A 20,217-nucleotide genomic window follows, 5' to 3' on the forward strand; every position below is an offset into this window, starting at 1 on the left:
AATGTATTAAGATTAATTGCCCTATATAAATATTAATAATTGAATTTAAAGGAGAACAAAATGAATGAATAAACTAACTAATGATAAATTTTCTTTGAAGTCATCACTTACTTTTATTATTCCCTCACTAGTAGGGATACTGCTATTTATAGTACCTATTAAATTTAATGAAGAAATTACTATTCCTGTAGCTTTAATGTCTAAATTCTTAGCAACTATTTTGGATGGATATTTAACAACTATAATTACTTTGATTATTTGTATTTCTGCAATATGCAGTATAATTACTAAAATTTTAAAACCGGACCTTATTATAAAAAATGAGTTTTTAAATACTTTATTTAATGTAAGCACTATTTGGTTTATAGCTAGAATTTTAGGTGCAGTATTTTGTACTCTATCATTATTTAATTTTGGGCCTGCTATTATAACAAATTCTGCAACTGGATCTTTTGTTTTAAATGATCTACTTACAATTTTATTTACTATTTTCTTTTTTGCTGGTTTATTATTACCTTTACTACTTAACTTTGGATTATTAGAATTCTTTGGTGCAGTTCTTGCTAAAGTTATGAGACCTGTATTTACATTGCCTGGACGTTCATCAATAGATTGTATTACCTCTTGGCTTGGTGATGGAACCTTAGGAATAATATTAACTAATAAACAATACGAAGAAGGATTTTACTCCAAAAGAGAAGCTGCTATAATAAGTACAACTTTCTCAGCTGTATCTATAACCTTTAGTCTAATAGTAATAGATACGGTTGGATTATCTCACTTATTTGTTCCTTTTTATTTAACAGTAACCTTTTCTGGAATAGTTGCAGCTATTATTCTTCCAAGAATATATCCTTTACGTAATATTCCTAATACATATTACAATAATAGAGAAAACAGAGATGATGAAACAATTCCAGAAGGATATAATTCATTTTCTTGGGGATATAAAAAAGCTTTAGAAAAAGCTGAACAAAATCCTGGAATTAAGGATTTTATAATAGATGGATTTAAAAATGTTCTAGATATGTGGCTTGGAGTTCTTCCTGTAGTTATGGCCCTTGCTACTATTGCATTAATAATAGCTGAATATACCTCTGTATTTCAAGTATTAGGTTTACCATTTATACCTTATTTAAACCTACTTCAAGTTCCAGAAGCAGTAGCAGCATCACAAACTCTAGTAGTTGGTTTTGCAGATATGCTACTTCCATCAGTTTTAGCTGCTAACTCTATTACTAGTGATATGACTAAATTTATAGTTGCTTGTACTTCGGTTTCTCAATTAATATATATGTCTGAAGTAGGTGGAGTCCTACTTGGATCAAAAATTCCTGTATCTTTAAAGCAACTATTAATAATATTTATAGAAAGAACTATAATTACACTACCTGTAATAGTTCTTATAGCAAATTTTATATTTTAACAAAAGGCTGCCTCAATGGGTAGCCTTTTTGTAAATTAATAATTATTATTTACTACTATTTTCATAAGCCTAGTTAAATCTAATGCCTGCATAGTATTAACTATCACTCCTGCTAAATCCTCTATTTCAACATCTATACCTGTAATATCACAGGTTGTAAAATCAATTTTATTTAAACTTGTCTTATTAAAGTAAGCATTAGTTAAATCTGTTTCATTAAACATAACTTTATCTAATTTTACCTGTTGAAAAATTCCCTCTGAGAAATTACAATTATCGATAATAATATTTTTAAGTCTTGAAAAAGAAATATTCATATACTTACCAATTGAACTATTAAATAATACTTCTCTTATACTACAGTCATCAAATTTTGCTCCAAGTAGTTTGCAATTAATAAATTCAACTCTATGAATACTTCCTCCCCCAAAGTCTATATTTGATAAATCACAATTTTCAAAAACTGAATCTAATAAATCTATATTTTGTAACGAACATTCATTAAATGTAGTATTTCTAAATATACAAGAATCTATAGTTAACCCTTTTTCATTCAAATAATCTATTTCTACATTTTCTATTATCTTATTTTGTAATTTTTCACATCTAAGCACTTCATCTTCTACTCTTTCTATTTCTTCAAGCTCATCTATAAACTTAGGTTTTTGTATTTTATATGCCTTTCCCATATCATATTCCCCAATCTTTTATATTCTATTTTTATCATAAATATTATAACCTAATATAGAACAAATAAGAATATAATCAAAATTTCTATTATTTTTAATATAAATTATGTAATTACATAAAAAAGATTTGCATAACAATAAAATAAATCTATAATCATATTTATTAATTTAATGATTTAATGGATTTTAATTCCAAGCTGTTATAATATTTATATATAATGATACAACTATGGAGGTTATATATGAAATACGAAATTTTATTATTTGATGCAGATGAAACACTATTTGATTTTAAGAAATCTGAAAAGCAAGCTTTTGAAAATAGTATTCGTGAATTTAATATGGAATATGATGAAAATTATTATTTAAAGATTTATGAAGAAATTAATACAGGTATTTGGTTAGAATTTGAAAATGGTCTAATAACTCAGGAGAAATTAAAGGTAGAAAGATTTAGAAGATTATCTGAAGAATTAAATGTACCTTTTGATGCAGTAGAATTTTCTAAAGCATACATAAAACATTTAGCTAATGCTTCATTTTTATATGAAGATAGTTTAGAGATAATTAAAGAGTTAAGTAAAAATTATAGAATAGCTATAATTACTAATGGTCTTAAAGATGTTCAATCTAAAAGAATAGGACAATCTGTCATAGCTGAATATTTTGATACAATTGTTATTTCCGAAGAAGTACAAGTATCAAAACCTAATTATGAAATATTTGAAATTACCCTAAATAGATTAAATTTTAATGATAAAAGTAAAGTTTTAATGATAGGTGATAGTTTAACTTCTGATATCAAAGGCGGAGTTAATTTCGGAGTAGATACTTGTTGGACAAACTTTAAGAAGGTTAAAAACTCAACTACACTAAAACCTACATATGAAATTTCAAACTTAAAGGATTTAATTAAAATATTGAATTATTAAGCATAAACATAATATTAATTTTCAATTATCATTTTTGAATATTTTAAAATGCCATCAAGGCCTTGTTATATAGGCTTTCAGGCATTTTTTTCTTTAGGAAGATACTTCTTGTTTCTTTGTTACTTTATTATGACTTGCCTGTAAAAAGTGGTAAATAGGTAGTAAATTCATTCATACGCCTAAGCTACTCCTTTTTGTTTCTCTTTTTCCAAACATTTAACTTCTTCTAAACTGAATCACAAGTTATATGTGCATAATAATTTAATGTCATGGTCATATTTGCATGTTCCATGATATATCACAAGGCTTTTTGATTAATACTGGCATTAGTACAGTTAGTACAAAATATAAATTGGAAATATTCAAACCACTACTAATACCTGTTTTTAAAAGGCTAACAGCTTTTCTTCTTTAATCTGTTATCAAGACAATCTTAAGAACTGTATCATCATCAATTACAGTATTTAGTTTAAAATCAAATTGATTCTTACGAACATAATCATATTGTATGGCAGTTCTCAAAGAACGCTTATATTTATCAATAGTTTAACAACTGTAATCATTTTTATTCATTCTAATAGCCTATTCTTTCGAGTCAGACTGTTCAATGCTATCTATGTTTCTTGCACCAAATTTATCTTTCTTTAAAATATCCATCAGATATTTACGTACATTTTGAATACCTTTTTACATTAGGTAATTAGCCATTTTTCTTTATATAAATTTATCAAATATTCAATTTTTTACCAATTATATCGATACTATCCTAAACATCTTTTTTACCTCTACAATTTTCTCCCGCAGTACCATATAATCGCATTTTTCTGACAGCACTCTATCTGTAGTTGATAGTTGTTTCCACGAATAGATAAATTTAGTTTCTCAAAATAAAGCAGGCTGATATATTAAACGAAGTACACCATTTACATTGAGATACATATATAATAGCCTAACTTTAGATATATCCTCATTTATGATGGCTAGTTACAAGGCTATAAAACTATATATGTGGAGGATCAATGTCAATGATTAATATATCTACTTTAGAATTTTAGTGCATATTGATGTTGGAGTTTTCCTACATTTTGATGCTACAATGTACAATCATTATGATGCTTATAACTCTCATACTTTGTACTGTACGGAAGAATCATTATGTCTATAAGAATGTCTTTGCTGCAAATCCTGCTAAATATTTCTTCTTAGATCACTAACTAAATCTCTCGTTATACTTATATTATATTAGTTCCGTTACCTCTTTTCTTATCTTAACGTATTTGATTGATTTTATTTACAAATTTATCTTTCATTAAATGCAGTAAACATTTTGTCATATATTTCCGATAAGATTGGGAATCTGATTAATAACTTTCGCATTACCATCAGTAGCCTTTGCAATGATATGAACTGGAATGAGTGGATATTGTTTTTTAATTCTTCTAATTTATCCATAAACTTTTTTCATTATCGCTATTCCACTGGTCTTATGCCGATAGATAGTATATCGATTCAATTTCAACAATTCAACTATTTCTGAATCTCTCATATCCATAAAGTAGAACAATGATATAATTTTCCATTTCTTATCTAGCAAATCTATCAATGCTTCACTTAATAAATCATTTTTAATACCAACAGATATATCATTAATTGTAAAAAGCTGAAAATCTGCTGAATAACTATCTTTAGTAGCAAAATTATTTAGAAGATAATAGCCAACCTCTGAGAAAGATGCTTCGTACTCAGCAAATCTCGAAAGATGTTTGAAATTAACTACTTCAGCAAAAATTTACTGTATAAAATTAGTTTAAAATATATACCTTTCCTCACTATTCTCATAACATTCACATATAACATAAAAAGTTAACAATTAGAAGATATTATATATTATATTATTGTACCCACGTCTTTGCATATCGCTCCTTAATTACTGTTATTTTTAATGATTTTATAATTTCTAAATTACACTTAGGATAATAAAATGGAAAGTATTCTCTCTTATTTTCAAACGAGTTTTACCCTTCTAAAAATGACATATAATCCATTATAATTTATAAATCTTACTACACTCCTTAAATTATCTAGTGTTTTTCATCATTAAAATTATCATTTAGAAAATCAATTGTATTTTTCCAAGAATGATTAGTATCCACCATAATTCTTTCCCAAGGAATTTTTCTATAGCGGTAATTTGGTTGATATGCAATACTGAGCATATGACCACAATTACTATATAGTAGAGTTTTAGCATTGTTTTTTATTGACAACTTCTTAAGCATTGCCAGAATAGAATCTTTGGCATTCCAAATTTCATCGCGTGAACTACCTATAAATAAAATATTTCCTTTGATATTTTCGACTGAAATGTAACTTTCAGGTTTATAGCTTATTATTTGCTCACATCTTAATTTACCTTTAAAAAACTCCATAAGATTAAAATGTGTAAATGGCAACTCTGCACCATTTTTTGTCCATGATGATGTTTTAGAATTCTTCCATCCATCAATTCCTTCCAATACTGCACATGACGGACTATTAGCTACAACTGCTTTAATTTCATTATAATAACTAGCGCATACTAATGCCAGTTCCGCACCTTTTGAACGGCCATATACTCCAATTTTTGTTGAATCTACACATTCTTCTTTTTTTAAAAAGTCAATAGCTTCTTTAACAACTTCTATTGGAATTTTATTTAAATTCGATGGTAATGAATCTAACCCGAAATAAGCAATTGCCATTGTAGTAAATCCATGTCCTGCTAATACTTGTGCTATATTTTGAGCTTTTTCGATTCTCCCATCGCTCCCACTTAAAACAATAATTGCTGGTTTTGGATTTTTATCTGAATAGTAAAATAGTCTAGCCAGACCACTATTTAGTTTAATATCTTTTTCATTAATATCCGGTAATTGATAATACCTTTTAAATGTATGTGAACCAATTAATTTTTCATTTAAATAAACTTGAACTGTAATATTAAATTCTTTATTGTAAGGAATATTTTTAATAATTTTTGATTTCAAATTTTCCTTTTTATAATTTGGCTTACAATTCCAAAACATTCCCATTCCATTAATTCCTGTATAACTACCAGATAATGCTGAATCTGTATCAATATTTATTATTCCCATATTATTAGATAAAAAGTCTGCTTCTCCACACCAAGGTGTTTGTAAATCTAAATTCATTGGTGCATTAATACAATAATAATTAGTTAATATCATCTTTATTGTATATATTTTATTAGCAGCTAAGTTATCAATCACAATATGAAATGGGCTATCTGCCAATAAAGAATCTTGTTTTATTCTTATATTTGGTTTCATATTTTTCTCCTCCTAATTCCTTTAAAATGAAATATTGATTTTTTCAAAGCCACGGAAGACTTTCCCAAATAATCTTTATTTCTTCCATCAAACTTTCAACATAACTTATAGCTTCGCTAGGATATGAATTTAGCACATTCAATATCTCATTTGTAATATAATCCTGTTGGAACTGATGTTCTTTAAAAACATCTTTCCCTTTAGCAGTTAATACTAGCTTATATTCATTTTTTTTATTAGAGGACGATTGCTTCTCAACTAATTCCTTTTTTTCAAGTTTTGTAATCATTTGAGTAACTGCACTTCTACTAATCCCTTGTATTATAGATAATGACAACAGATTCGAATCAGGGTTTTTGGCAATATCTACAACAGTGTGAACTTCACTAATGCTCAGCGTACAATCAATTGAACTAAAATGTTGTGTTTTCTCTAAAGCTTTATAAGAGTTTATAAAACTTAAAAAAGTTTGGTTAAATTCTTCTAATTCTTGTCTATTCATATAAACACCTCACATGTTAAGTATCTTAACATTATATTATATAATTATATAATTGTCAAAATTAGCCTAATGATCAATATATTTTACTTCCAATAATACCGTGACTTGATTTTCTTTGGATTATGAATCGGGATTGACCTTCTCTACAAAAAACAATGTCATTAAGTTAAGCTCAAGGGGCTGTCACACAGGATTGGTGTTAGTATAAAGTAGTGGTCACATTAAGTCGAACTAAGTAAAATATTATTTAGTTAAGAGAGGCTGTATCCATTATGGGAAAGGGCAGAATATACAATCAAGAATATAAGAATATGGTAGTAGACTTATATAAATCAGGAATAAGCTTAGCAAAGCTAAGTAGCGAATATGGCATTGCAGAGTCAACAATTAATGGCTGGATTAAAGATGTCAAAGAAATTAACATAGATGAAAATGAACTATTACACTAAAGGCGAGCAAAGCCAAAAAAGCTATACGCATATTTGCAACAAAAAATTAGATGAAGTAATAGAATTTATAGATAGTAATAAAAGTAAATATGCTAACATGCTATTAAGACTATGTTCATCGTTCTAGGCGTAGCCAGAAGTACATATTATAAATATCGGACTAAAACTAAATCTGCAAGAGAAGTAGAAAATAATTAATTAAAAGCAGCTATTATAAGAATATATAAATATAATAAAGAATATATGGATCTCCTAGAATTCATCATATACTTGGTACAGAAGGCTTTAATATATCCTTAAAGAGAGTTCAAAGAAAAATGGGTAGAGATATTATATATATTCATACTATAAAATATGGTTAGTTCTATTTAGCCTCAGTTCTTGACTTACATTCTAAAAAAATAATTGGCTACGCTTTCGGTAAAAGAATGACTAATAATTTAGTTGTTAAAGCTTTGAAAAATGCCTATTACATCCAAAATCCTGATAAAAATAAATCACTAATATTTCATACAGATTTAAGCTCCCAATACACTAGTAATAATTTAAAAGAGCTATGTAATGAATTTAATATTATACAATCATTTAGTAAAAAGGTTGTCCATATGACAATGCTTGCATAGAATCTTTCCATTCTTCAATAAAGAAGGAAGAAATCTATAGAAATACACACCATATCTTCGAAAAGGCTAATATAGCTATATTTAAATATATTGAAGGGTTGTATAACAGAAAAAGGCTACATTTTTCTATTAATTACATTAATCCGAATCAATTTGAATCACTAGCTAGAAGTGCAGCATAAAAAAGTTTGACTTTTTGTGTCCAAGATATTGACATAAGACCACTAACGTATCTATCAATATTTTTAATAATTGATGAAAGCTTATGTTTAATTTGTTTTTAGTAACTTTAAATTTTATATAGCTACCTTAAAATCTTTATATTTAATAGACTATGCCTCAAATTTCTATATATTTTTCAAGTTTTTTCTTACAATAAAAAAAAGAGCCTAGTATTTTTTATACTAAACTCTATTACGTATAAATCTAATTTAATATCTTGACTTAATGATATTGCTCTTTACGACAGCCTTATAACTTTATATTATTTTATAAATTCATAAGTAGCCATTTTAAGATTTCTAACAATAGGAGTAACACCTGAACCACATCTTTGTATAAAATAAAGTAATATTAACTTTTCTTTAGGATCCATACTCACAAAATTACCTGTCCATCCATCCCATCCAAATTCTCCAACGCTTGCGCTAGTTTCAGCCTCTTCTTTGTTTATTAATATACGCATTAAACTCCCATATCCATATCCTTTTATTCCATCCCAAATGAAATCAACTTTTTGCTCTTTAGTTAATTTATCTTTTATCATAAAGTCTATAGTTTCACTTTTTAAAATTCTCTTTCCATTATATTCTCCATTATTTATCATCATAATAGCAAAATGGCTATAATCATCAATTGTAGAAACTAGCCCTGCACCACCTGATTCATAGGCCACATCTTCACCATAATATTCTCCTAAATGACTTTTTTCGAATGGAACTAAAGTATTCATTTCCTCATTCCACATATAGTTTTGTGCAAATCTATTTAATTTATCTTTAGGCACAAAGAAAGCTGTATCCTTCATTTCTAAAGGGTTAAATATTTCTTTCTTAAGAAACTCTCCAAACTTTTTATTAGTTACAATTTCAATAATTCCTCCTAGAATATCTGCTGATAAACCATATACCCACTTAGCTCCTGGTTGCTGTACCAATGGAACTCTTGCAATAGCTCTTATATATTCCTGAGTATCTGGTGAATCTCCTTTTTCTCTTCTTTCTATCAAGCTTCTAAAAAGCTTTCCCATTTGTCTACCTGATTCATGATTTTCATCTGGATAAGGAATTCCAGCCGTCATATTAAGTAAATCATTTATAGTAATGTCCCTCTTCATATCTTCTAATTCTTCATTCAAGCTATACACTAATTGGTTTGAGAATTCAGGAAAATACTTGCTCACAAAATCATTAAGATCTATCTCTCCTCTTTCCACAAGTATCATTATTGCTACTGCAGTAATTGGTTTTGTCATAGAATACATTCTAAAGATAGTATCTCTACTCATAGCTATCCCTTTTTCTTTATCTGAATAACCAAAAGTATTATGATAAATTTCACTTCCATTATGTATAACTAAAACATTAGCCCCTACAACTCTTCCTTCTTGAACCTCCTTTATAAGGAGATCATCCATTATCTCATTATATGAACCCATAATTATACCTCCAGCTTAAATTTTTTATAAATAAAAGTCCTATAGAATATATTTTATACCCTATAGGACAATCATATTAACCCGAATTATTTAATTAATTTATCCCTACTTTTTATTAGTAATTTACATTATTATTTTTTACTAATAATCAATTTTTCTTTTTTTAACTACTAATATTACATTTAATATAAAAATAATTAAGCTTACCATGGAGAGTATTATAAGTATATCATTCCAATAAGTCCAATTTAGGGCATTATTATCTGCTAATACCCCTTGAAACATAAGTCCTGCATACATAGCTAATCCACATAAAATATCAATAATCAAATCTAAAGTTTGAATTGATTTTCTAATTGCATTATTATTTATTAATTTCTTTCTGATCTTTATTGCTTTATAAAAATTAATGCATACTATAATAAATAAGACTATATAAGCAATAAATATCCATTGAAAATGATTCATCACATCATCTAAAGGTTTCACCTCTAACATACTCATCCCCCTAATATAATACTACTTTATTTCCATTATTATACTTATTATATCAACCAATTTATTGTTATTCAATAATTTTGTTAAGTTATCCTAATTATCATTTAAAACCTATTTAAATCTAATTTGATATTTTTTATCTCAAGTCTTATAAAAAATAAAATATTATCATAATTTACTTATTTATCTTTAAATTCCTATATCTATTATAAGCTGCCATAATTTCTTGCTTTCTAGGTAATGACATGCTTCCTGAACCACCTTTTATCGTATCAATAGAAATTAATCCATTTATTTCTATTTCCTTATACGCTTCAGTTACAGCCTGCTCTAAAGATAAATCTTTTCCCATCATATTATCTTCTATATATTTCATAATAAATCCAATAGCATTTAGTTGCTCATTATCTACTATTTGCTCTACTGCTCTTAAATCAATATTCTCATTATTAATATTTATATTACTTAACCCCATAGTCTTTATTTTTACACCCTTATAGGTGCTTTCTATAGTTCCCTTTTGAAGTTTTCTATTGAAATTTATATTTATTTTAGTATTTTTTCCTCCTATTCTTTTATTTATTTCACCCCTCATAAGAGATTTTGCTTCTTTTGTAACATCTTTTGCTTCATAATTATCCATTTGTATAACACAATCTGCTACATCGAAGTAATCTCCTGAGCTACCTATAACTAATATAGTTGAAATATCTTTTTGACTGTATAAAGGCCTAACTATTTCAATAAAAGGAGTTATTGGTTCCTTTTCCTTAGAAACTAATCTTTGCATTAAGTCATCTCTAATCATAAAGTTAGTTGCTGATGTATCTTCATCTATAAGTAAAACTGTTGATTTTGATTCAATAGCCTCTACTATATTCGCAGCTTGAGATGTACTCCCACTAGCATTTTCAGTAGTAAATCTTATAGTATCTTTTCCATTAGGAAGATTATCTATAAATAATGAAATATCTGTATTTTTAATACTTCTTCCATCCTCTGCTCTTACTTTAACTGCTGTATTATCTGTAATAACAAATTCTCTTCCATCACCTTCAACATGATTATATACTCCTAGTTCTAAAGCATTTAGAAGAGTTGATTTACCATGATAACCTCCACCAACAATTAAAGTTACCCCCTTTTTAATTCCCATTCCTTTAATTAATCCTCTATTAGGAATATTAATTTCTACTTCTAATGATTTAGGAGATTTAAAAGGTAATGCATTTTTTAATGGCTTTTGTGATACGCCGCTTTCTCTTGGTAATATTGACCCATTTGCTATAAATGCAATTAACCCTCTCTTAGTAATCTCTGACCTTATATATTCTTGATCTTGAACTAATTTAACCCTATCTATTACTTTAGCTTTATTAATATTTTTATATATTAATGTATTTTCAACTATACTTGGTATAACATTATATAAAATTTTTTCTAATTCTCTTGCTAAAACAGTTCTACCCTTTGCTGGAAAACCAACATAAAATCTAGCTTCTATATTGTCTCTATTTATTATTATTGATGTTCTTTCTAATATTTCTTGTGGACATCTACTTATGGCAATTAATCCACTTTTTCCCGAACTAAATATCTTTTCACTAAACTTATTTATATTAAAATAAAATAATCTAGTTAAAAAGTCTGAAACTGCAACTTTCTTATAATACTCACTTATTAAATCTTCCGGAAATCCAGCCTTATTTTTATTTATAATAATCCTTAATCTTGAAGGTGATGCAAATGGGTCTCCTTGAACGTAGTCAATACTTAGAATATAATCTTTAAAGTCATATTCTCCTTGTAAATCCTTATAGGACTTATATCCTCTTCCATCTATTCTTTGAAGTTCTTTTTTTAAAATTATAGAATTCTTCATATTAACACCTCTTATAACTTATTGAAATATTCGTCTATTAACTTCTCACCCATTCTTCTGTACATATTACTCATATTAATAAAGGAACTAAGTAATAAAAAGTTCTTTTGAAATTCCTGATCCTCTTCTAAATTTTCGTCTAATATCCTTTTTTCAATATTATTAGATTTTTCCTCTATAGTTTTTTCTACGTAATTTAAATCTTCACTATATTGCTCTAAATATAATTTATATAATTCTCTAATTGGATATTCTTCTCCATTTTCAAAGGTTGTAACTATCTTATTTAATGAATTTTTTATATCCCCTATTGATAGTCCTCCTTTTAAATTATAAATAAGGCTCATTAGTATTAAATGTTCCTTACTGTACTTTTTATTCTTTATAGACATTAGTAATTTTCCCTTAGCATAATTATTTACCATAGTCTTTGTTAAAGCCTTATCTTCTTCTGTTCTTTTACTATCATTAAACTTACTATCAAATAGCTGAGTAACTTGATCCATATATAAATCTATCTCTGGCATATCATCTAATGTTAGTTGATTTTGCAAGTTTAATTCTTTGAATTTTTCCATTAATTCATTTTTATCCATAATTTCCTCCATGTAGTTTTGTAAACTACTTATTAATGTGTCTATATTTAAATATACTAGTAATCATTAGATAATTCAAGAAAATTAATTAAATATATAAATTTTTCTAAATATTTGAGTTTTTTTGAGCTTTGACTTTTAAAATATGCTTTATTAATATATAAATAACAATACGTAGTTTTTAAAACTATATGTAAAGAGGTGTTTATTTTGGAAAAGCATTTTAGAGAACCAATTAATAGTTTAACTCACTTAGTAGGAGCTATTCTATCACTTTTTGCTTTAATCGCAATGCTAGTAAAAGGTATAATAACTAACTCATCTACTATTTCAATTGTTTCAATAGTAATATTTGGTATAAGCTTAATACTACTATATAGCGTTTCCGCAACTTATCATGGAGTTATAACAAGTGATAAAATTATCTTTAGACTTAGAAAATTAGATCATTCTATGATTTTTATATTAATAGCTGGCTCTTATGCACCATTTTGTTTAATAGCTCTTGGAGGCTCTAAGGGAACTGTATTCTTTGCAACTATAGCTTCTATTGCAATAGCTGGTATACTATTTAGAATGCTTTGGTTCAACTGTCCAAGATGGTTACAAACGGCTCTCTATATAGGCCTAGGCTGGGCTGCTATATTTATGCTCAAACCATTATCACAAGCTTTAGCCCCTATAAGTTTAGCTCTATTAGTTTTAGGTGGCGTACTTTATACAGTAGGTGGAATTATTTATGGACTTAAGCCTAAAAAGCTTCAATTTGGGCAATTTGGTTTTCATGAAATATTCCATATATTTATTATTCTAGGAAGCTTGTGTCACTTTATTTGTGTTTTTTTATATGTAATATAAAATTATTAGATATATAAAGGCTGTATCAGATTGAATTTATATTCCTTCTGATACAGCCTTATTTATATTATCCTTGTTTAACTATCACTTTTATAATAAATATTCTTATATTCCTCCATATATTATTCCTAAAATTATCACTAAGATAGTTATAGATGTAAATCCATACTTAGCAAATATAATAAATTTATTACCTACCTTTCTTTTTGCACCCATATTTATTTCATTTAAAATTTCTTTTTTATCTCTTATAAAATAAAATACAATAAGAACTATTAATGCCCCCAATGGAGATATAACTATTGTGATAAAATCAGAAAAGCTATTAAATAAATCCATATTTAAATTCAAAGGTATTGATAAAATAAATAATCCTACAGCTATTAATATAGTTGCTTTTTTTCTACTTAACTTACTTTGAGACATCAAAGCTTCCACAGGGCCTTCTAGCATATTAATTGATGAGCTTATAGCTGCAAAAATTACACTTAAGAAAAATAATATTGACATTAATCCACCTGCTGGCATTGACTTAAATATAGTAGGTAAAGTTATAAATAATAATGGTGGTCCTGACATTGGATCTAGCCCAAACGCAAATACTGCTGGCATTATTACAAATGCTGCTAGTAAAGCTGAGATAATATCAAAAATTGCTGTACTTATAGCTGCCTTTGGTATATCCATTTCCTTTCCTATATAACTACCATATACAACCATACCACATCCATTTAATGATACAGTAAAAAATGCTTGTCCAAGGGCCATTACCCATGTATTTATCTTAAATAAGTATTCCCATTTAGGAGTTAATAAATATTTAACTCCTTCTATAGATCCTGGTAAACTTAAAGATCTTATTGCTAATAATAAAAAAATTATAAAGAGTATTGGCATTATTATCTTATTAGCTTTTTCTATTCCTTTATTTATTCCTATAACTACAATAATTAGAGCTACAAATATTGCAATAGCGTTCCATATTATACTCTCATTACTTCCTGAAAAATTATTAAAATATGTATTTACATCTATATTTTTCATTTCTCCAGTTACACTGATAGTGAAGTACTTTATTATCCATCCTACTACTACATTATAAAACATAAACACACCAGCTAATCCTATTGCTGGGATAGCACCTACTAATAATCCACCCTTAAGTTTCTTTTTCTCAAAAGACTTTTTTATTCCTGTTAATGATCCAGCTTCTGCTGTTCTTCCAAAAGTAAATTCAGTAATAAGACCTATATATCCTAAGACTAAAACGAATATAAAGTATGGAATTAAGAATACTGCACCTCCATTTTGTCCTAACCTATAAGGAAACATCCATATATTTCCCAATCCTACTGCTGCTCCTATGCACGATATTATAAATCCTGCACTACTTGCAAAATGTTCTCTTTTCTTCATAACCTACTCTCCTTCTAATATATAATAAAAACCACATAGGTTTTCCCATGTGGTTAATTATCTAAATAAAAAATGCCACATAGATTATCTATGTGGTTAATTAACTTAATTCTTGGCATCGCTAATAATTATAACCATCATAGATACAAACCATAAATTTTACTAACGGCTTGTATCTATAATCATTTTATAAATACAAAGCCTATCTATAATAGCTATAATAATAATTTTTATTAACTTTTATACTTTTAAAGTTAATTCTCCCTGCCATTTTTCTTCTCCTAATACTACTCATACTACTTTTTAATAAATATTACCACTTGAAATTTTAAATGTCAAACTAAAAAAATCTTAAAAATAAATAATTTACTTAGTTTCCATTAAATTTTCTAAATATTATTTTACTTTCAATGAAATTATGTTGACTTTATGATATAATAACGAAATGAATAATTTTAGAAATGAGGTAGGTTTTTAGTGATAACTGTATCAAACGTAAGTTTAAGATTCGGTGGCCGTAAGCTATTCGAAGACGTAAATATAAAATTTACTCCTGGTAACTGTTATGGTGTTATAGGTGCTAACGGAGCTGGTAAAAGTACTTTCCTAAAAATATTATCTGGAGAAATAGAACCAAATACAGGTGATGTAAGCATAGCCCCTAATACAAGAATGTCTGTTTTAAAACAAGATCACTTTGCTTATGATGAGTATGAAGTTTTACAAACAGTAATTATGGGTAATAAAAGATTATATGAAATAATGGAAGAAAAGGATGCTTTATATGCAAAGCCAGACTTTTCTGATGAAGATGGTATAAGAGCCTCTGAATTAGAAGGTGAATTTGCTGATATGAATGGTTGGGAAGCTGAATCAGATGCATCTTCTTTACTTCAAGGTTTAGGTATCGGAACTGATATGCATTATAAGAAAATGTCTGAATTAACTGGTTCTGAAAAGGTTAAAGTTCTTTTAGCTCAAGCTTTATTTGGAAATCCTGGAATATTAATTCTAGATGAGCCTACTAACCACTTAGATATACAATCAATTAACTGGTTAGAAGACTTCCTTTTAAGATTTGAAGGAACTGTAATAGTTGTATCCCACGATAGACACTTCTTAAATACAGTTTGTACTGTAATGGCTGATGTTGACTTTGGAAAAATCAAATTATACGTTGGTAACTATGACTTCTGGTATGAATCAAGCCAATTAGCTCTTCAAATGGCTAAGGATCAAAACAAGAAGAAAGAAGAAAAAATTAAGGAATTACAAGACTTTATCGCAAGATTTAGTGCTAATGCTTCTAAATCTAAGCAAGCGACTTCTCGTAAGAAGTTATTAGATAAGATTACTTTAGATGATATTCAACCATCAAGCAGAAGATATCCTTTCGTTGGATTTAAACCTGAAAGAGAAGTTGGTAATGAAATTTTAACTGTTGAAGGATTAACTAAGACTATTGATGGTGTTAAAGTTTTAGATAATGTTAGTTTTAGAATTAATAAAGATGATAAGATTGCATTCGTTGGAGACAATGAAATTGCTATAACAACTTTATTTAAAATAATAAACGGTGAAATGGAACCAGATAGCGGAGAATATAAGTGGGGAATAACTATAACTAACTCTTACTTCCCTAAAGATAATACTGAATTCTTCGAAGGTTGTGATTTAAGCTTAGTTGATTGGCTTAGACAATATGCTGGAAAGACTGTTGAAGAACAATCAGAATCTTACTTAAGAGGATTCCTTGGAAGAATGTTATTCTCAGGAGAAGAAGCATTAAAGAAAGCTAGCGTATTATCAGGAGGAGAAAAGGTTAGATGTATGTTATCTAGAATGATGCTTACAAATGCTAATGTATTAATCTTAGATCAACCTACTAACCACTTAGATCTTGAATCTATTACTGCTGTTAATAATGGCTTAAAAGATTATAAGAGCGTAGTTTTATTTGCTTCTCACGACCATCAATTTATTCAAACTATTGCTAACAGAATAATAGATATTAAAGAAGATGGTTCAATAGTAGATAGAACTATGACATACGATGAATATCTAGAATTTTCTGGAAAAACAGGCAAATAGAAAAAAGTCAGCAATGCTGACTTTTTTTATTTTTAGTCATATTCCTATTATAATTGAGTAACCATTCTAATCTCTTTATATTTTACTCCTGAAAATTCATATTCAAAAACTTCTCTTTTTTCAAAGCCATTTTTCTCATATAAATTAATTGCAATTATATTATCAACTTCAGCACTTGTATAAATCTTTAGATGTCCATGTTTATCTACAAAGAACTCTAAAAACTTCTGTACTGCTACTTTCCCTATTCCTTGATTTTGATATTTCTCGTCTATCATAAACCTGCTCATCGACCAGCCATTAAGTTCATCATCAAAATCATACAGGATGAATCCCACCATCTTATTATCTTTATAAATTCCTAATGGATATAAATTAGGCTCATAAGCTGCTTGTACTAAAGAATACATATTTGAAGCAACAAATCTCTTTTGATTCTCGCTTATTTTTAATTCTATACATTCATTATAATTACTTCTATCAATTTCTCTAAATTCTATATTCATCCTTAATTCCCCCAAATATTTCATATCAACATAATTATACACCTTTTAATGAAAGAAGAGATACCTTTTTTAGGTATCTCTCTATAAAGCATCTAAAGTTATAGATTTGTTTATATCTGGAACAGGTATAAAGTCTGCTCCTGTATTTTTATTTTCAGGGATTATCCTAATTTCACTTTTTTCATTAGTAATGCTATTTCTATTGTAATTAATAATAATGTTACTCTTCTTATCGTTATCATTTGATTTTAATAAAACATCTATTGATATTAATGAACAAAAAATAGTGCCTCCGACAATGAAATATTTAATCTTGCTTGATTTCATTAAATCCCTTCCTTTACTAAACAAATATTAGCCTCCTCCATGATATGTAACTATATAAAAAATTCCTATCCTAGTTGTCTTGTATGCTAATTTAGAATTTCCTGTCACTCTATCCTTTGGTTTAGGGCTAAAAATATAAAGTTTTACTCTTTCACTTTCTGATCCTAATTCAATTTCTTCTATACTTGTAGTAAATGCCAACTTAGGATGTCCTTCAAGAAATAATCGTGTTCTTAATGCACTATGTGGAGTACTATGTAGCAATCCCCACATTATTATGAAAAATAATACTACTCTAGACCATTTTATTATTTTTTTCTTCATAAATTTATCTCCTTATCCTAGACCTCTTCTATATAATTATATACTATATACATTATTTTACATATGGGTATTTTTATTAATTTTATGGTTAAACTATTATAAATATAAAATTAAATGAGAATTTCTAATGCAATTACTATTATCTATTTTAACTTCATCTTTATTTATATTTAACACAGTATCTATTAATAAAAATATAGAAAATATCTCTCCTAGAATTATTGATGCTTATATATTAGCTTATGATGCTATGTATAACGAATCTGAAAATTTCGAAGTAGATTATATAATACTAGATATGGAATCTTATTTCTTCTCAGATACTTCATATGAAGATAGAGAAAAAATGATAAATCACTTCAGAAAATATGATAAAGTTATAGTTAATTCTTCTCTTTTTAGTCTAAAAGAAATAGGCTTGGTTGATAATATAGGAAATATTAAACTAAATGGTGAGATATTAATGATAGATTGCATAGATTATACCTCTTATGATAATGGAATAATTATTACGGCTCTTAATTATAAAAGTCCAATAGGTGCTAAACTCTATACTATTAAATTATCTGTTGAAAATAATGAATGGGTATTAAAAAGTATTAATTTAGATGGAGTAACATAATAAGAAAGAGGCTGTTAATTTAAACATCCCCTTTCTTGTATTAATATTAATTATAAATTTAATCGTCTATCTATACTCTTATCCCTTTTCTATATTTTAGATATAATATAACACTAATTAATAAAGTAACTACTTCAGCTAATGGTATAGTGAGCCAAACCCCTGTCATTCCAAATATGTTAGGTAATAATAATATCAATGGAACAACTACAACTAAACCTCTTGATATAGAAATAATAAATGATTCCCTTGCCTTATTAATTGATGCAAAAAAAGATGTTGTTACAATGTTTAATCCCATAATAATAAATGCTATGAAGTATATTTTTACACCATCTACAGCCATAGATTGTAATATATTATCTCCATCACTATTAAATAAGTTAACTATTCCATCTGAAAATCTAAATCCAATGAAATAACATCCAATACCTAATACAATGGAAGTTATTAATCCATACTTAAATATTGCTCTAATATTTTTAGCATCACCTTTTCCATGATTTTTACTTATAATAGGTTGAATTCCTTGAGCTATTCCAGTAAATATAGAGACTACTATTAATGCTAAATTTGCTATTATTCCATAAGCTGCAACTCCAGTATTATTTGATATTCTTAAAATAGTAAAATTAAATAATAATATTATTATCCCAGAAGAAAATTCAGTAATAAATGATGGTATTCCTAATGAAATTATCCCCTTTGCATAAGATAAACTGAATTTACATTTAGTAAGCTTAAAGTTGTTTTTCTTTCTAATAAAGTGAGTTGATAATATAATTAAACTTAAAATTGGTGTAGTTCCCGTTGCAAGGGCTGCTCCAAACATTCCAAGTTTAAAGGGAAAAATAAATACATAATCAAGTACTATATTACTAAGACTTCCTAGAATCATTGCAATCATTGCCAAATTAGGCTCATTATCATTTCTAACGAAGGCTGTTATTATATTATTTAAAATAAATATACAAGAAAAAGATAAAAGTGTTTTCAAGTACTCTCCTGCCAATGGAGCTACAATTTCATCTGCTCCTAATAGATTTACTATATCATAAGAAAAGAATAAGCCTATAATAGTTATAATAATACCAATACTTATTCCCATTACTATAGCATGAGTAAATACTCTATTTGCGCCTCTTTCATTATTCTTACCTCTTTGTATAGAATACCTAATACCCGCTCCCATTCCAATCATTAATCCAGTACCACTAACTAAACTCCATAATGGTAAGACTAAGTTCAATCCAGTTAATCCAATACTTCCTACGCCATTGGCTATAAAAAATGTATCTGCAAGTATATAAAAGGACATTCCAATCATACTGATTACATTTAATGATACATATTTTGCAAAGTCTTTTAGAATATTATTTTTTATATTTGCTACCATATAAATCCCCCTAAATTTAAAATATTTTTATTTCACTAATGAACTAAAAAAGCACTAGATAGTTTATACCCAAGGCCTAACGGTATAAATCTCT

At 27.4% G+C, this 20,217-nt stretch carries 17 protein-coding genes and 1 pseudogene; 6 read left to right on the plus strand and 12 right to left on the minus strand.

What is annotated here, in order from left to right; all coding sequences use genetic code 11:
• Positions 1–64 precede the first annotated feature (64 nt).
• Complete coding sequence (locus tag ACQPVP_RS13505; protein WP_430850768.1) at positions 65–1,426, plus strand: YjiH family protein; 1,362 nt, start codon at positions 65–67, stop codon at positions 1,424–1,426.
• 35 nt (positions 1,427–1,461) lie between these two features.
• Here ACQPVP_RS13505 and ACQPVP_RS13510 read toward each other — a convergent pair whose 3' ends face one another.
• Positions 1,462–2,115: a pentapeptide repeat-containing protein gene (locus ACQPVP_RS13510; RefSeq protein ID WP_430850770.1), complete on the minus strand. Its 654-nt coding sequence runs from the start codon at positions 2,113–2,115 to the stop codon at positions 1,462–1,464.
• A 242-nt stretch (positions 2,116–2,357) separates the two neighbouring features.
• Here ACQPVP_RS13510 and ACQPVP_RS13515 point away from each other — a divergent pair, with 242 nt between their 5' ends.
• Positions 2,358–3,047 carry a YjjG family noncanonical pyrimidine nucleotidase gene (locus ACQPVP_RS13515; protein ID WP_430850772.1) on the plus strand — a complete coding sequence of 230 codons (690 nt, stop codon included), beginning with the start codon at positions 2,358–2,360 and terminating at the stop codon, positions 3,045–3,047.
• 2,081 nt (positions 3,048–5,128) lie between these two features.
• On the opposite strand, the gene ACQPVP_RS13520 is transcribed toward ACQPVP_RS13515, so the two are convergent.
• The gene (locus ACQPVP_RS13520) at positions 5,129–6,376 is read right to left on the minus strand and encodes an acyl-CoA thioester hydrolase/BAAT C-terminal domain-containing protein (RefSeq protein WP_430850774.1); all 1,248 of its coding nucleotides are present in this window, start codon (positions 6,374–6,376) and stop codon (positions 5,129–5,131) included.
• A gap of 43 nt (positions 6,377–6,419) precedes the next feature.
• Positions 6,420–6,878, minus strand: coding sequence for a MarR family transcriptional regulator (locus ACQPVP_RS13525; RefSeq protein ID WP_430850776.1), 459 nt, complete (start codon positions 6,876–6,878; stop codon positions 6,420–6,422).
• A gap of 311 nt (positions 6,879–7,189) precedes the next feature.
• Here ACQPVP_RS13525 and ACQPVP_RS13530 point away from each other — a divergent pair.
• Positions 7,190–8,132 (plus strand): annotated as a pseudogene (locus ACQPVP_RS13530) (IS3 family transposase).
• Positions 8,133–8,434: 302 nt separating this feature from the next.
• On the opposite strand, the gene ACQPVP_RS13535 reads toward ACQPVP_RS13530, so the two are convergent.
• The 4 genes from ACQPVP_RS13535 to ACQPVP_RS13550 all read right to left on the minus strand — a co-directional run bounded on the left by ACQPVP_RS13535 (position 8,435) and on the right by ACQPVP_RS13550 (position 12,583).
• Positions 8,435–9,607 (minus strand): serine hydrolase domain-containing protein, encoded by a 1,173-nt coding sequence (locus tag ACQPVP_RS13535; RefSeq protein ID WP_430850778.1) that lies wholly within the window; start codon positions 9,605–9,607, stop codon positions 8,435–8,437.
• Positions 9,608–9,748: 141 nt separating this feature from the next.
• Positions 9,749–10,105, minus strand: a complete 357-nt coding sequence (locus ACQPVP_RS13540; RefSeq protein WP_430850780.1) for a hypothetical protein — start codon at positions 10,103–10,105, stop codon at positions 9,749–9,751.
• 175 nt (positions 10,106–10,280) lie between these two features.
• Positions 10,281–11,987 carry an ABC-ATPase domain-containing protein gene (locus ACQPVP_RS13545; RefSeq protein WP_430850782.1) on the minus strand — a complete coding sequence of 569 codons (1,707 nt, stop codon included), beginning with the start codon at positions 11,985–11,987 and terminating at the stop codon, positions 10,281–10,283.
• Positions 11,988–11,998: 11 nt separating this feature from the next.
• Positions 11,999–12,583: a DUF1836 domain-containing protein gene (locus ACQPVP_RS13550; RefSeq protein ID WP_430850784.1), complete on the minus strand. Its 585-nt coding sequence runs from the start codon at positions 12,581–12,583 to the stop codon at positions 11,999–12,001.
• Positions 12,584–12,793: 210 nt separating this feature from the next.
• On the opposite strand from ACQPVP_RS13550, the gene trhA reads away from it, so the two are divergent.
• Complete coding sequence (gene trhA / locus ACQPVP_RS13555) at positions 12,794–13,441, plus strand: PAQR family membrane homeostasis protein TrhA (protein ID WP_430850786.1); 648 nt, start codon at positions 12,794–12,796, stop codon at positions 13,439–13,441.
• Between the two features lie 105 nt (positions 13,442–13,546).
• On the opposite strand, the gene ACQPVP_RS13560 is transcribed toward trhA, so the two are convergent.
• The gene (locus tag ACQPVP_RS13560; RefSeq protein WP_430850788.1) at positions 13,547–14,857 is read right to left on the minus strand and encodes a sodium-dependent transporter; all 1,311 of its coding nucleotides are present in this window, start codon (positions 14,855–14,857) and stop codon (positions 13,547–13,549) included.
• Positions 14,858–15,334: 477 nt separating this feature from the next.
• Here ACQPVP_RS13560 and ACQPVP_RS13565 point away from each other — a divergent pair, with 477 nt between their 5' ends.
• Positions 15,335–16,948, plus strand: a complete 1,614-nt coding sequence (locus ACQPVP_RS13565; RefSeq protein ID WP_430850790.1) for an ABC-F family ATP-binding cassette domain-containing protein — start codon at positions 15,335–15,337, stop codon at positions 16,946–16,948.
• Between the two features lie 47 nt (positions 16,949–16,995).
• Here ACQPVP_RS13565 and ACQPVP_RS13570 read toward each other — a convergent pair whose 3' ends face one another.
• From ACQPVP_RS13570 to ACQPVP_RS13580, 3 genes are all read right to left on the minus strand, one after another.
• Positions 16,996–17,454 carry a GNAT family N-acetyltransferase gene (locus tag ACQPVP_RS13570; protein ID WP_430850792.1) on the minus strand — a complete coding sequence of 153 codons (459 nt, stop codon included), beginning with the start codon at positions 17,452–17,454 and terminating at the stop codon, positions 16,996–16,998.
• A gap of 81 nt (positions 17,455–17,535) precedes the next feature.
• Positions 17,536–17,805, minus strand: coding sequence for a hypothetical protein (locus tag ACQPVP_RS13575; protein WP_430850794.1), 270 nt, complete (start codon positions 17,803–17,805; stop codon positions 17,536–17,538).
• 3 nt (positions 17,806–17,808) lie between these two features.
• Entirely contained in the window at positions 17,809–18,105 is a 297-nt protein-coding gene (locus ACQPVP_RS13580; RefSeq protein WP_430850796.1) for a hypothetical protein, read from the minus strand.
• A 127-nt stretch (positions 18,106–18,232) separates the two neighbouring features.
• Here ACQPVP_RS13580 and ACQPVP_RS13585 point away from each other — a divergent pair, with 127 nt between their 5' ends.
• Positions 18,233–18,727 carry a hypothetical protein gene (locus tag ACQPVP_RS13585; RefSeq protein ID WP_430850798.1) on the plus strand — a complete coding sequence of 165 codons (495 nt, stop codon included), beginning with the start codon at positions 18,233–18,235 and terminating at the stop codon, positions 18,725–18,727.
• 70 nt (positions 18,728–18,797) lie between these two features.
• Here ACQPVP_RS13585 and ACQPVP_RS13590 read toward each other — a convergent pair whose 3' ends face one another.
• The gene (locus ACQPVP_RS13590) at positions 18,798–20,123 is read right to left on the minus strand and encodes an MATE family efflux transporter (protein ID WP_430850799.1); all 1,326 of its coding nucleotides are present in this window, start codon (positions 20,121–20,123) and stop codon (positions 18,798–18,800) included.
• Between the last annotated feature and the right edge of the window lie 94 nt (positions 20,124–20,217).

The organism is Clostridium nigeriense (genome assembly GCF_050585265.1).
Taxonomy (GTDB): Bacteria; Bacillota; Clostridia; order Clostridiales; family Clostridiaceae; genus Clostridium; species Clostridium nigeriense_B.

Bases quoted from the DNA above. Each gene is read 5' to 3' on its own strand.
- ACQPVP_RS13505 (WP_430850768.1), top strand. From the start codon at position 65: ATGAATAAACTAACTAATGATAAATTTTCTTTGAAGTCATCACTTACT.
- ACQPVP_RS13510 (WP_430850770.1), bottom strand. From the start codon at position 2,115: ATGGGAAAGGCATATAAAATACAAAAACCTAAGTTTATAGATGAGCTT.
- ACQPVP_RS13540 (WP_430850780.1), bottom strand. From the start codon at position 10,105: ATGTTAGAGGTGAAACCTTTAGATGATGTGATGAATCATTTTCAATGG.
- ACQPVP_RS13545 (WP_430850782.1), bottom strand. From the start codon at position 11,987: ATGAAGAATTCTATAATTTTAAAAAAAGAACTTCAAAGAATAGATGGA.
- ACQPVP_RS13520 (WP_430850774.1), bottom strand. From the start codon at position 6,376: ATGAAACCAAATATAAGAATAAAACAAGATTCTTTATTGGCAGATAGC.
- ACQPVP_RS13550 (WP_430850784.1), bottom strand. From the start codon at position 12,583: ATGGATAAAAATGAATTAATGGAAAAATTCAAAGAATTAAACTTGCAA.
- ACQPVP_RS13585 (WP_430850798.1), top strand. From the start codon at position 18,233: ATGCAATTACTATTATCTATTTTAACTTCATCTTTATTTATATTTAAC.
- ACQPVP_RS13515 (WP_430850772.1), top strand. From the start codon at position 2,358: ATGAAATACGAAATTTTATTATTTGATGCAGATGAAACACTATTTGAT.
- ACQPVP_RS13560 (WP_430850788.1), bottom strand. From the start codon at position 14,857: ATGAAGAAAAGAGAACATTTTGCAAGTAGTGCAGGATTTATAATATCG.
- ACQPVP_RS13580 (WP_430850796.1), bottom strand. From the start codon at position 18,105: ATGAAGAAAAAAATAATAAAATGGTCTAGAGTAGTATTATTTTTCATA.
- ACQPVP_RS13535 (WP_430850778.1), bottom strand. From the start codon at position 9,607: ATGGGTTCATATAATGAGATAATGGATGATCTCCTTATAAAGGAGGTT.
- ACQPVP_RS13570 (WP_430850792.1), bottom strand. From the start codon at position 17,454: ATGAATATAGAATTTAGAGAAATTGATAGAAGTAATTATAATGAATGT.
- ACQPVP_RS13590 (WP_430850799.1), bottom strand. From the start codon at position 20,123: ATGGTAGCAAATATAAAAAATAATATTCTAAAAGACTTTGCAAAATAT.
- ACQPVP_RS13525 (WP_430850776.1), bottom strand. From the start codon at position 6,878: ATGAATAGACAAGAATTAGAAGAATTTAACCAAACTTTTTTAAGTTTT.